General features: G+C 40.8%; 14 protein-coding genes. 6 read left to right on the top strand and 8 right to left on the bottom strand.

Features of this window, described 5'->3' with window-relative positions; translation table 11 throughout:
• Window positions 1–145 precede the first annotated feature (145 nt).
• A complete protein-coding gene (locus QZ995_RS10220) occupies window positions 146–1,435 on the bottom strand; it encodes a hypothetical protein (protein ID WP_301806262.1) in 1,290 nt (429 codons plus the stop codon).
• Between the two features lie 287 nt (window positions 1,436–1,722).
• Here QZ995_RS10220 and dinB point away from each other — a divergent pair, with 287 nt between their 5' ends.
• Together dinB and QZ995_RS10210 are read left to right on the top strand one after the other, a co-directional pair.
• Complete coding sequence (dinB, locus tag QZ995_RS10215) at window positions 1,723–2,958, top strand: DNA polymerase IV (protein ID WP_301806259.1); 1,236 nt, start codon at window positions 1,723–1,725, stop codon at window positions 2,956–2,958.
• Window positions 2,955–3,344 (top strand): hypothetical protein, encoded by a 390-nt coding sequence (locus QZ995_RS10210; protein WP_301806257.1) that lies wholly within the window; start codon window positions 2,955–2,957, stop codon window positions 3,342–3,344. Before dinB ends, QZ995_RS10210 begins: the two co-directional genes overlap by 4 nt.
• Before the next feature lie 54 nt (window positions 3,345–3,398).
• On the opposite strand, the gene QZ995_RS10205 is transcribed toward QZ995_RS10210, so the two are convergent.
• Both QZ995_RS10205 and QZ995_RS10200 read right to left on the bottom strand, forming a co-directional pair.
• Entirely contained in the window at window positions 3,399–4,667 is a 1,269-nt protein-coding gene (locus QZ995_RS10205) for an MFS transporter (protein WP_301806255.1), read from the bottom strand.
• A 12-nt stretch (window positions 4,668–4,679) separates the two neighbouring features.
• Window positions 4,680–5,126: a MarR family winged helix-turn-helix transcriptional regulator gene (locus QZ995_RS10200; RefSeq protein WP_301806253.1), complete on the bottom strand. Its 447-nt coding sequence runs from the start codon at window positions 5,124–5,126 to the stop codon at window positions 4,680–4,682.
• Window positions 5,127–5,245: 119 nt separating this feature from the next.
• Here QZ995_RS10200 and QZ995_RS10195 point away from each other — a divergent pair, with 119 nt between their 5' ends.
• The 3 genes from QZ995_RS10195 (at window position 5,246) to QZ995_RS10185 (ending at window position 6,985) form a co-directional block, all read left to right on the top strand.
• A complete protein-coding gene (locus QZ995_RS10195; RefSeq protein ID WP_301806251.1) occupies window positions 5,246–5,596 on the top strand; it encodes a YolD-like family protein in 351 nt (116 codons plus the stop codon).
• A 264-nt stretch (window positions 5,597–5,860) separates the two neighbouring features.
• Window positions 5,861–6,142, top strand: a complete 282-nt coding sequence (locus QZ995_RS10190) for a hypothetical protein (protein WP_301806248.1) — start codon at window positions 5,861–5,863, stop codon at window positions 6,140–6,142.
• 333 nt (window positions 6,143–6,475) lie between these two features.
• Entirely contained in the window at window positions 6,476–6,985 is a 510-nt protein-coding gene (locus tag QZ995_RS10185; RefSeq protein ID WP_301806246.1) for a hypothetical protein, read from the top strand.
• Between the two features lie 382 nt (window positions 6,986–7,367).
• Here QZ995_RS10185 and QZ995_RS10180 read toward each other — a convergent pair whose 3' ends face one another.
• The 4 genes from QZ995_RS10180 to QZ995_RS10165 form a co-directional block, all read right to left on the bottom strand.
• A complete protein-coding gene (locus QZ995_RS10180; protein WP_301806243.1) occupies window positions 7,368–7,985 on the bottom strand; it encodes an ImmA/IrrE family metallo-endopeptidase in 618 nt (205 codons plus the stop codon).
• A gap of 169 nt (window positions 7,986–8,154) precedes the next feature.
• Complete coding sequence (locus QZ995_RS10175; RefSeq protein ID WP_003336820.1) at window positions 8,155–8,796, bottom strand: GTP pyrophosphokinase; 642 nt, start codon at window positions 8,794–8,796, stop codon at window positions 8,155–8,157.
• Window positions 8,797–9,093: 297 nt separating this feature from the next.
• On the bottom strand, window positions 9,094–9,480 hold the full coding sequence (locus QZ995_RS10170) for a DUF2500 domain-containing protein (RefSeq protein WP_301806238.1): 387 nt from the start codon (window positions 9,478–9,480) through the stop codon (window positions 9,094–9,096).
• Between the two features lie 73 nt (window positions 9,481–9,553).
• Window positions 9,554–10,180: a stage II sporulation protein M gene (locus QZ995_RS10165; protein ID WP_301806237.1), complete on the bottom strand. Its 627-nt coding sequence runs from the start codon at window positions 10,178–10,180 to the stop codon at window positions 9,554–9,556.
• Window positions 10,181–10,600: 420 nt separating this feature from the next.
• Here QZ995_RS10165 and QZ995_RS10160 point away from each other — a divergent pair, with 420 nt between their 5' ends.
• A complete protein-coding gene (locus tag QZ995_RS10160) occupies window positions 10,601–11,263 on the top strand; it encodes a hypothetical protein (protein ID WP_301806235.1) in 663 nt (220 codons plus the stop codon).
• Between the two features lie 190 nt (window positions 11,264–11,453).
• Here QZ995_RS10160 and QZ995_RS10155 read toward each other — a convergent pair whose 3' ends face one another.
• On the bottom strand, window positions 11,454–12,503 hold the full coding sequence (locus QZ995_RS10155; RefSeq protein WP_301806233.1) for a TolB family protein: 1,050 nt from the start codon (window positions 12,501–12,503) through the stop codon (window positions 11,454–11,456).
• Window positions 12,504–12,522 lie beyond the last annotated feature (19 nt).

The raw sequence follows: 12,522 nt of genomic DNA, 5'->3' as shown, positions 1-12,522 counted from the left end.
CCCTCTCTCTTCTTCATTTAAGAAGGGTGAGGGGGCTTTCGTGTGGAAAACGGCGGAAATACGGATCGTTTTGATGCACATATGTTCAATGAACCACATTCTTGTTTAGAAAAAACAGTTGTGGCAATAGTGGTCAAGGCACCTTCTAGTCGATGGAATCTAATAAAATAACGTCACCGTTTGTTCCCAGCACTCCATAGTGGCAATCTAGCTTTCCGCACAATACATAATGGGTTCTTTCTGGATGCAGCACATACGTTTGCGTCAGAGTAAGATGCTGTGTAAGCCGTTCGAAGGCAAGCTCTTTGTCAATCGTGACAGGCTCAGCTTGCGCTAGATTTCCATGTATCTCACTCCAAAAGAGCTGATTATCAAAATACGAGACGATTTGCAGTTGTTTCGGGTCTAAGAATATTGTGATTTTAGCTGAGATCAATTTGGTGGGGCTAGAAACAGGCCGGATTACAGCATGGATGTAGTTGTTTTGCCGATATAGATGCGTTAGCTTCCACTGTCCCGACTCTGTTGGGTACATAGAACGCAAAAAGTCGGAGATTGCATGAATAGCCTGCTGCTGCTCCTCCCGTGTAATTGGTAGCATATCTGGGTGTGGTTCATTAGCAAATGCTTGCTTGGCAGACACCTGTGTCTGATTTTGGAATGGGAAAGGAGCTTGTTTCTCATACGTAAGCGTTAATGGTGCGACCCAATGAAAAACATGGTCAATATTCAACCGAAAACGATTATCTATCATTAATTCAAAAGGATAAGTCCCTGATAAATCATTGGCTATATAAACTTCCTCAAGTGCATAAACCGGAATCCATTTGTTTTGCTCTGTTGAAGGAAATTCGATTAAGCTAACCTGTTCCTTTGCGATCTGTATGACATCTGTGTCTAGGGCAAGTTTATAAGGCTCCTCTTTTATCATTTCTGTGGAAGGAAACACGCCACTTACTGTAAACGAAAGAAGCTGTCCTTTATCATTATGCTCTACTGTTATCATTCCACCTGGAGCAAGAGGAATCCCATTATGGCGGGCTTCAAAATGATGGATGGTGGAGGACTGTGTCCGATCGCTTAGAATGAACTGCTCTTCATGGCGCAGGCCTGTTTCTGCTTCTATCCACTCTATAATGTCTGAATGGGTTGTAAAGCGTGTGGAGCTGGTAGAAAAAGTTGTTCCACCGACAAAAATTACACTTCTATAGCATTTGGAGCTAATATCATATTCAATTACGGCCGTACCGGGGGGATTTACATCATCCTCCGTACGTTTTGTTACCCCGTTTACAAACCATTCCATGCTCAATTGATAGGTTGTACCACGAATAAAATCCACGGTTGTCGATAAACGGCTCGTATGTAAGTGATACGTTTGAAGACCAAATTTTTCACTTGTAGCCGTAATAATCTCCTGTACGCGCTTGTCCACTTTTTAATCACCTCTTATAGTAAGTACGCAATTTTGTTTGAAAGGTTTCACGGGAAACGTATACCAATTAACCCCAGCTAGGATTTTTCCAAGAAAAAGCTTACCTGATTCTGTCGATCTGGTTTAATCCGTTTACATGTAGCAGCCTATCCAATTGTTCCGTTTATTTTTTCATCCTGAAGTGCTTCATTACTGTATAAAATTACCTCCGGGTTCATAGTATAAACAGGAACAGGTGTTTGGTATACTATTCAACGGGAATATATGTTCGATAAGGGGTGTTCGAGGTGAACAAGAAGCGGGTGATTTTTCTAATTGATATGCAAAGCTTTTACGCAAGCGTTGAGAAAGCGGCTAATCCAGAACTGCGTGATCAGCCTGTCGTGGTGGCTGGTGATCCGAAGAGACGGAGCGGTGTGGTACTAGCTGCTTGTTCGTTAGCGAAAGCATATGGTGTGACCACAGCAGAGCCCTTGTGGAAAGCCGAACAAAAGTGCCGCCAGCTTGTGGTAGTACGCCCCCGCATGCAACGTTATTTAGAGGTAGCAGCGCACATTACGGCTATCTTTGAGTCCTTTACCGATTTAGTGGAGCCTTTCTCGATTGACGAACAGTTCCTCGATATTACCGGGAGCCTGCGATTATTTGGGAATGATCCAGAAGCGATTGCGACTAGGATTAGACAGCGTGTTCTCATGGAGACAGGAGTAGCCTGCCGAGTAGGAATCGGCGAAAACAAGGTGCTGGCTAAAATGGCTTGCGATATGGCTAAAAAGCAGGAGGGGGGGACTTTTTGGTTAAAAAAAGAGGAGCTGGCTGAAACGCTGTGGCAGTTACCGATCGACAAGCTGTTTGGTGTAGGCTCACGGATGAAGCGGCATCTTCATCGGATGGGTATGTACAAAATTGGTCAGTTAGCAGAAACATCGCTTGATGTCATGATGAAACGTTTTGGAGTAAATGGAGAGGTGCTGTGGCGGACTGCACATGGCATTGATGAGTCACCTGTATCGGTTCAGGCGCATGATGTTCAGAAGGGAATCGGTCATCATATGACATTGCCACGTGACTATCATACAGCGGAAGAGATTAAGGTGGCTTTGTTGGAATTATGTGAAGAAGTGTGTCGAAGGGCCAGAAGCAAGCAACTAATGGGCTGGATCGTAGCTGTAGGATGCAGAGGGGCGGATTTTGACGTACCAACAGGTTTTTTTCGACAGATGAAAATGCTGGAGCCAACCAATGATGTGATGACGATTTATGCTGTTGTTTTAGAATTGTTTGAGCGTCATTGGGAGCATTCTCCAGTACGCAGCGTGGGTGTTCAGATTGGCCAATTGACCCCGGATGATGTTTGTCAGCTTAGTTTATTTGAAGACAAAATGAAAAAGCGTTCTCTTGCCTACACCATGGATGGAATTCGATCTCGCTTTGGCAATGATGCGATTATGCGCGCAGTATCGATACTCTCGGCTGGTCAAGTGAAGGAGAGGGCACACAAGATTGGAGGACATTATAAATGAGCCAGTCAACCGTGCCACTCGAGTGGCAGGAGCATGTGCGCGAATCTATTTTATTTGGCTTGTTGTTTAAAGTAGCAATGGTGGATCAGCAGACTTTGCGACAGATTCCATTGTCTCTGTCCTATATCCATTTATTAGAGCACCTGTCACGTTGGGCAGAGCGTAGACATCATGATCTGCGCAGAGCCCTACTAGACAGAGGATGCGAGGTGATTGGCACACAGACCAAAGAGGGCTTATATCGCGTACAGGTTCGGTTTAACGGCTATGTACACGAATTGCTCTATTCCCCCGAATTATTGCGGGCAGAATGTCAGGCGCGTGTCCAACAATGGCTGACGGGAGAGACGCAACAAGATGATACAGGAAAGGTCGCTAAAGAATGATACCAGCAGCTGTATGCTATTACCATCTGCGTACATGATCCCTACTCGCTACGGTTACATTTTTACGTTCTCAGCGTGCTTAGCTAGCCCTCTTTTCATGCGTTTTCCACGTGTCATTAAGAAGAATAAATAAACGAGCAAATAGGCCACCATGGCTAAAGCAGAAATGCGGTACATGATTGCATAATTGGCACTAGCTGCTACTACGCCGAGCAACATCGAACCGATGGCAACTCCTAAGTCAATGGAGTTGAGAAAGGCAGCATTAGCCATTCCACGTTTATCTGGACTTACTTCCGTAATGATCCACGCCTGCATGGAAGGCTGGAGAGTTCCATAACCGAGTCCATACAACACAGCCGAACCAATTAGACCGATCATACCAGTCGTAAAGGAAAGAGAAAGCAGACCAGCGATTACCAATAAAGCACCCGGAATCAAAACAGCTACATGCCCTTTTTGATCGAAAATCTTGCCAGAAAGCGGACGAATACACAGAATCGCTAGTGCATTAAACAAAAAGAAGTTACCTACATTGTCAATTTGCATTTCTTTTCCAAATAAGGCCAAAAAGCTAAGTAAACCGCCATAGGTAACTGATAGCAACAGATTTAACAGGCAAGGAAGCAAGACGTTCTTATCCAGAAAGGAAGAGCTATGATTGGATGACATGGTTTTGTACGCGGATGGCGTAGTGAACGTCTTCGTGTCCGTTTGCCTAATAGACTCAGCATTTCCTGTTGCTAGTGATTGTTGCTTGGGTAAAACGAGGTACAGCAAAGGGAAGATCAATAAAATCAATAGGGTAGAAGAGGCAGTTAATGTACCAAAGCCATACGTTGCTAATACCCATAATCCAATCATCGGTGCGATAGACATAGCTAGGCTGGTAGATAAACCGAAGTAACCCATGCCTTCTCCCATACGGCGAATGGGAATGACATGAGAAACCATTGTGGGAAAGGTGGTGCTAGACATCCCAAAACCAATTCCGTAGCAAACGCGCATAACAAGCAAGACAGCAATAGTTCCGCACCAATAATAGCCGGCTGTAGAGAGAGCAGCTATTGCTAAGCCTGTGAATAATAGGAAAGTGATCTTTCCCCGCTTTAACAGCTCACCTGCGAATAGCCGTGTCACAATAGCAGACAAGGCAAAGAGACTTGTTACTAGACTAATCGTAAAATCATTAGCATAAAAGGTTTCTTTAACATAGGCCGGAAAAGCGGGAAGGATCATCTGTAAATTAAGAAATAACAGCAGATTACAAATTGTTAACAATATAAATTTTTTGGACCAAAGTTTCTCTTGTTCTCCTATCAAAACGTACCACTCCTAAGACTCTATCTGTTTTTGAGCATTCTCGCTCATTTGTTGTAAAAGCTGTTTCATAAACGCTAGATCAGCATCCGAGATGTTGTGGAGTGCTTCCTGAATCGTCTGTTGCTCGATGGGGAGTGTCTGTTTGACCATTTTTTTGCCAGCATCGGTTAAGAAAAGCAGAAAAGCACGGCGATCATTTTCAGACGTTTTTTTGTGAATCAAGCCTTTTTTATACAGTGCATCTAAAATTCGGGTTGTTGTTGGTTGATCCTTGGATGTACGGTGTGCTAGTTCTTTTTGATTGATCCCGTCTTGTTTATCCAATTGATACAGAAGGGAAAATTGCTCCGTCGTAATGTCAAAATCCTTTAAGCGTGAAGAGAGCAGATAAACGATTTTACGGTAGGTCTGCCCCAGCATAAAGCCGATAGAGTCCTCCGAAACAATTTGTTTGGTCAAAGGGGCTTCTCCTTTCTTTAAAAAATACTTGCTACAACAATTATATGTAAGACAACTATTCTTGTAAACATCTGTACTTTTTTTGTACGGTAAAAAACGAAAAGAAAGCAGTGACGATCATGAGAAATAAGCCTGTTTCCAAGAAGGAAAATCTTTTTGCGGCTAGCCGATTTATTTTGCCAGAGCATCGGGAGCTATATTTGCGAATGAAAGCAGAGCAAGAGAGATACTGTCCGCCTGATTTAGATGAAGAGGAACGTGCCAGCATTAGCGCCACATTATTTCAAGCCTTGCAACAAAAACGTTTGCTGACATTGCATTATTACGATGATACGGGGGAGCAATGCATGATCGGGCATGTTCTGCATGTTGATCCTGTGTCACAACGACTTAAGCTGCAGACAAAGCACGGGGTGTTCTGGATTAGCTACCAGACAATTCTGGGGGCTGAAGTGGAGGATACTTGGTAAAAGTTTGTAGGAGCGGTAAATAACTCGAGGAAAAAATAAAATAAACCTAAGTAAATATCATGGAAATAGAGAGAAAATGAGTAGTAACGCAAAAAATCATGATCGGCCAAGATTGAACGATCTATTTTACGTTTCTAATTGAATTAATGGATTTTTCGCTGGAATTTTGCGTGAAAATGCATTTTGCGTTGGAAAGCATTTTGGCTGTATTGTATGTAACGTGAGATTTTTACGAAAACACGTGAGCACAAAAGGGGATTATAAATGTTAGCACAAGAGATGGGCATGGTTTTAACCAAGCACGCGGAAGTAATGGATGCGAAGCGTTGGGCGAATCTGATTGAACAGATGGAAAAGAAGGGCTTGTACGTCGTGATCGAGACTGATACCAACTGCCGCATGCTCAGTCCACTAGGTGGGTTGATGCCGATGCCTTCAAAAAATCAGCAGCTGACAATTTTGACAGAAGAAGAATTGCTAGCAAAAGGCCTAGATATTGGCCATCATATTGTTAAAAAGCAAGTAGATGTTGCTAGCGGATCATAGGTTAAACTAAAACGAAAATAATCATAACTAAACTTACTAAATGAAACAAATTACACACGAATGCAACTGTTACATGGCTCTCTTTCATTGGGAAAGAGAGCTTTTTATTTACTTTTCTTCCATTCTTCCTTCCAAAGTTCTTATTTCAAAAGTCAATCATTTGGGTCATAGAGTGATTGAATTATGATTAACCCGTTAATTATAAAAAAGGAACTGAATCTAAAATATAGTTAGATAAATTGGAAGAAATGTAAAAAATAATTATTTTGGCAGGAATAAGAGTGGTAAAGATTGAAGTTGAGTTTCTAAAATCCTTTAAAGGAGGAATACTGGTTGAAAAAAATATTTTGTTTGGTGTTGCCCCTATTGTTATTTGTGTTATCTGGATGTCAAGGAAATCAAACGGTGGAAGAAAGTAAAAACATGCTAAATATTGGGGTTGTAGGATCTAAGCCATTGGTTAACGAAGGGAATGTCCAATTTATAGAACTGACATTGGATAGATTAATAAAGGATCAGAATATAACGTTAGACGCTTTGTTTATTATGCCTGATATGTTACAAGAAGCTTCCAAAAAGCCTTATAAGCCAATCTATAAAACTGGGAAATATTCCATTTATTTTGTAGATAGCGCAAGCTCATACCTTCCTTTTACCGAAGAAGATATGACCTATGAAAGCGCACCGAAAATAAAAGATGGAATGTATATCATGGGAATTATAAAAGGAACAAATAAGGAGATCATCAAAATCAAAGGCTACGGATTGAAAGATGATAAAAAAACGGATAAAAATATAAAAGAAGTATATAGTACGGTATTTTTAGATATTGCAGCAGAGTAGGCAGTTAGATGAACAGACAAGAGGAAGCGGTCACTTAAGTAGTGCAAGTATACCGCTATCCCAACAAATCTGAGTAATGACGGAGAGAAAGCATCCAAATCAACAAGAAAACCACGCTACTGTTGCTGGAAATGGGAAGTTATAGCCCAAGGAACTGAAGATTATTTGTACCAAAATATAAATCGAAAATAAGTAAAGGTTTTTAAAATATGTAAAATGAATGATAAAGTAAAAAAGTGCTTGCTGAGTAAAATAGTCAAATCTTCATTCGTACATAAAGTAATGGTTGGCAATAAAGTCTAGATAAATATCAGGTATAAAGCTTAAATTTCATTTCCACAGTTCTTCCGTGAATCAAGGTTCTTGGAGAAAACATGAGAAGCTATTCGCACTCCCTCGATAGCTGTTTTTGCAATTGACTAAGCAAGCGTTTCGTTTCGGGAGTAAGAGAAGGCTTCTTCAGAGCTGACCTTTGTTTCTGCTGATATATCATCATACTCCATTCATGCTCCTGTGCTAGCCAAATTCGACGCTTGATTTGCTCCCATCGACGACAGGCCAATGAGATAGGGACGCGAAAGGCTAGAGCTAGCTGGTGTAACCAATCCCGTTCGTATTTAGGCATGGGTAAGGTTTGAAGCAAATAAAAAGGCATAGCTGCATACAACTGAAAGTGTCCGGCCTGCATTTCCTGTAAGTCGCGTAGAGCAGGTGGCAATGACAATTGATTGCCAGAATGGCGCAATGGGTGACATAATTCATGGAAAAATTCGGATCGTCGTTCTACTTCTGACAGATGCTGATGTAAAAAAATCAGAAAGTCTCCACTTTTCTCGCACCATCTTACGTGGGATGGTAATCTTGTAAAAGCAATTTCTCCTCCAAATAACGCTGCAATCTCTTCCAGGTGTAATTCCTCAGGAGCTAGAAATCCATGCCGTTGATACCTAGCTGTAATCCATTCCTCTAAGGGTGTCATTTGATATAATTCGAGATTCATGAAAACCTCCTCCCTCTAAAATTATACCCTAAAAACAGGAATGTTTGTTCGGTTTTCAGGAAATATCCTGCTTAATTTTATATGATGGTCTTACATAAGAAAAAAAAGGATAATTGCAAGCGTACGGGACGCATCCAATTATCCTTTTTCTTTTGTACGGGGAGAACAGCTATGCCTTGGCTCCGGCAACTACTTTAAATTCTTTCCCATTTAAGATTTCTTTACGCAATCGCAGCATTTTTTGATCCAAGCTATTTGCTGCCTCGGCGGCTTCAGTCAATTCATGCAAGACATAAGGCGGCACCTGCTTATCGTACTTATAGTACAAAATATGCTCAAGGCTCGCCCAGAAATCCATAGCTAAGGTTCGTAGTTGAATTTCTGCGTTTACCCATTGTGTTCCTTCATTTAGAACGAGAGGAACCTGAACGATGAGATGCAAGCTTTGATAGCCATTTGGCTTTGGAGAGGCTATGTAATCCTTAATCTCAACAAGGCGCAAATCCTCTCGCTGTTTAAAATGATCTGCAATGCGATAAATGTCTTCAACAAAGGCACAAACGATTCGAACACCAGCTACATCAAACAGCTTGTCTCGCACGCTTTCCAAAGTCTTTGGCAAACGTTTACGCTCTAGCTTCTTCATGATACTAGCCGGTTCTTTTAAACGCGTTTTAATATGTTCAATAGGGGAATATCCATCTTGCAATTTCCATTCTGTATTCACGATCATGATCTTCGTTTCCAATTCGCGTAAAGCAAATTGATAATGAAAGGCCATGTTTTTCCAGACATCCATATTTTCTAGCATAGGTACGCTCCTTGTATTTCTGTGACTTGTATGCTAAGCCTAAATGCAATTCATAGGCACGGTGAGCAAAATCAATTTATTGTACGTGATGATTGTACCTGATGGTTGTGGGAGAAATGTGTAAGCGGCGAAAAAGGACGTTGCTGATTGAAACAGCAACGTCAGATCTCAGGAAATATGACATCATTTCAAACAAACGGTTCTCGTCTTTTCGCAATCAACGGTCTAGACCATTTAACCAATATTTTTACCAAGAAACAATAACAGCTTCATGTATGATCAATGTAAAATGGAGTATTAAGCCGAAGTAGTTTGACGCTGAAAGCCCTTAAAACGCGTTCCTTGATAAGAAACGATACCATGGTCTCCTTCGGCCAGCAGTCCGTATTGAGATCCAGTCAATTGAAATTCTTTGCGTTCACCACTCAATAATTCAAAGGTTACATAATATGAAGTGTGGGAAGCATGATTTCCAGAACCGCCAGACACTTGAAAACGCTTTGAAACAATGTGAGCTTGCTTATTTTCGACAGGAGAATGATTATTAGTTGTCCAGGTAAATAGAGCACGGCCAATAACGAAAATAAAGCCACCAATTACAATCACAGGAATGACGTTAGCCATAAAAGAGAACGTGAAATCAAACATGGGTGAACCAGGTTCAAGTGGATTAGAAAAAAACAAAGTGGAATCCTCCTAATTACAAAAATAGGGAATATTCACTTGTATTATAGCATAAGTAGCAGCGATTTAAAGTTTATACCACCTTTTGAATTAGAATGGGTGTCACATAGCCTTCAATAAGTGCTGCGAGCAAGACAAGCGGTAAAATAACCAAAATATAGGATTTAAGTGCCTGAATGATCGCATTTTTAACAGAATACTGATGCCGATTGCGCGAAAATAGGCGGCGAAACACAGTAAGACTAAGAAAAATGCCAACACTTCCACTTAAGAAAATAGCAATCATCTCAATAATGCCATGAGGGAGGATTCCATAAACTAGGATATCTATCCAAGGCTGGTTCTGAATCGCAACAGATGCAAGTAAAATACTAATCGTGCTAATGGTGATAATACCTGAAAAGGCAGGTAAAACAATTAGCGGAATGATTCCGATTACCACGGACAGAAGGGTCGCTTGAGCATTATTTTTAAAAATAGACCAGAAAAAATTGGTGGGTGTGCCGCCTGACTTGATCCCTTTTGCCTCAAAGGCTTGAGCAAGTGTAGTCAACAGTTCTTTAACCGTTTGCGGATTTTTTACAATGAGCATATAAAAAACAACAGCGATGACTAAGGACACGAATGTAACAATCCAAAAACCTTTCTTGTAATCTTGGCGAAAATGTTCCCATTCCTGGGCATACAAATCACGAAGCATAGCATTTCTCTCCTTATCAGTTAAAAATAATGGTTTGTCTACTTAGTTATGTACACCTAAAAATCATGATTCCAACAATAATACGCATGTAATGCGGTTTGGTATTCACCTCAGTTCTTTACAGCTTTAAATGATTCATGGGTGTTTCAACTTGCTTTCCTTTACTAAAGACCTATAACCATATTATTTATATTACCATCCAAGTAAATTTAAGAACACGTCGAGCATGAATTCCTTATGGAACAAAACAGCATTAACTAAAAATTCTTTTCAATGAAAAAGAAAGCAGAAGTCGATGTCGAAATAGGGAAAACAATGGTAAAATAAAAAAAGCAAGCAAGGCCTTCTCCATCTAGAATGTACGCTGATAACGTCATAATTGTGAGCTTACAGTCTAAGTCAAGAGAAAGGAGTGTTTCTTTGATCCCTAAAAAACATCAAAAACTACGCTGGGCGGCTTGGATTAGTTTAGCTTTGTTGCTTCTTCTGAAAGCTTCCTTTCCACATAATACCACCCTTTTATACCGCCTTTTACAGCAGATAGGCATTCCTACCAGAATAGAGTCATTTCATGTAGATGGTATATTCCTTCTCTTTTTATTTGTCTGTGTGCTTGTCCTTTTCCTGAAAGAATACGGAGCGGGTAAAACAATTTTGACACTATGGATTGCTGTACCCGTTGCAACCTATCTTCTTTTAGGCGGATTTCAATCTTTTATTGCCACTGGTGTCTATGCACTCGATTATGAAAAAAAAAGAAGCTTCTGCAACTACCAAAGAGACTTAGATGGGTTAATTAAAGGAAGCTGTCAATTTCGTATTAAAAATCACGGTGGCCAGGAAGTCCATTTTTCCATAGATATGCCTTTTCGTCTAATCGATGATAACACGATTACCCCAGAGCCGTTGCGAGCCGAGTATGTTATTCAACCACGTGCAGAAGAGATTTTTGAAATGCCGTTTCAAATTCGTCTGGCTCAAACAGATCCAACCGATGAACCGGAAAGAATAATGAGCGGTAGCATTACAATTACAAGTCCAGAAATTATGGTGCAGGCAGAGGGGCATGAACGGACACTGTAAAAGGAAGGCTTTAAAAAAAGAAAATACATCCGATCAAGCTAGACTAAGATGAAAGCGCAAGAAGATAGCTTATATAATAGATATCTTTTTGCGCTTTTTGTGTTTTGAAAAAAATGTGATAGATCGTCATGCTTTGTAATGGAATGCTTCCTCAGCGGAGGCAAGCTATTACTGATATGGTGGGAGATATTTATTCTGGCACAGTGATCTGTAGTGTTTGCAGGCCAGAGCCGTCAGTGTTCACTGTTCTAAGCTGATAGGTGGGTTCAGCAGGCCAGCTGATATCTTCCAAGAAAAGGAGCTTGTTTTGTTTATGAAAATAGACGGGTGAATTAGCATGCTTATGTAAAGTGGTGATTTGCTTAGCCTGTTTTGTTGCTATATCCATGGTAAACAACTCATACTCAAACGTTTTGTTTGACGAAGCAGGTGAAACAGCAGAGAAGGCGATCCGCTTATCATCCGGTGAAATATGAACATCATACATCTCAGGAGTTCCAAGTACCTCATTTACTGGTAAATAGCTAGCCAACGATTTTCCTTGTAAATCGGTAGCAAATAATGCCAGCTTATCTTTGCTAGAGTTGCGATTGTCAGAATCATTGGTGAATTTGGTGAAAAATAGCTTCTGGCCGTCCGATGATATTGACAGGTCTGACATCTGATATTCTTTATCGTGTGTAATTTGCTGTTTATTCTTCCCCTGTACATCAATAGAAAAAAGATCATAATCATGGGGGCGCTTAGAAGCGATTGGAGAGTAATTTTTAAATACTCCGGCTTTTACATAATAGATGGTTTGATTATCCGGAGCAAAAACGGCGTCTGTGATCAGTTCATGAGGCTCTGATAAAAGACGCAGCTCAGATCCATCCGAATTCATAACATAGAGTGCTTGCTCCGCTGTCTTTTTCTCTGCTTCTAGAGGTCGAGCCAGAGTAAGGATTTTTTTTCCGTTACTGGAGTAGACGGGCTGAACCAAAGAATGACCAGAAAGACTGGCTAGCTTTTTGACGTTTGTTCCATCTGGATTTGCTGTGTAAAGACTAGCTACCCCATTAATCGAGTAGGAAAAAAGCAGCTTGGAGTCATCTGGAGCAATATCAATTCCTGTTTCTAAACCTGTTTTTCCTGCATACATTCCAGTGTTGGATGCGTACAGGGAGCCTGTCGCCCACAGCCCGATTGTTAGGCAAAATGCCATTCCTAAAAATAGCCAATTGCGTGTTTTTTTGTTCATTTTGATCACCTCTATATTT

Origin of the sequence: Brevibacillus laterosporus, assembly GCF_030489605.1 — a bacterium.
GTDB classification, from domain to species: domain Bacteria; phylum Bacillota; class Bacilli; order Brevibacillales; family Brevibacillaceae; genus Brevibacillus_B; species Brevibacillus_B laterosporus_E.
The sequence above is the reverse complement of the archived record's forward strand: the minus strand, read 5'-3'. Positions and strand labels throughout refer to the sequence as shown.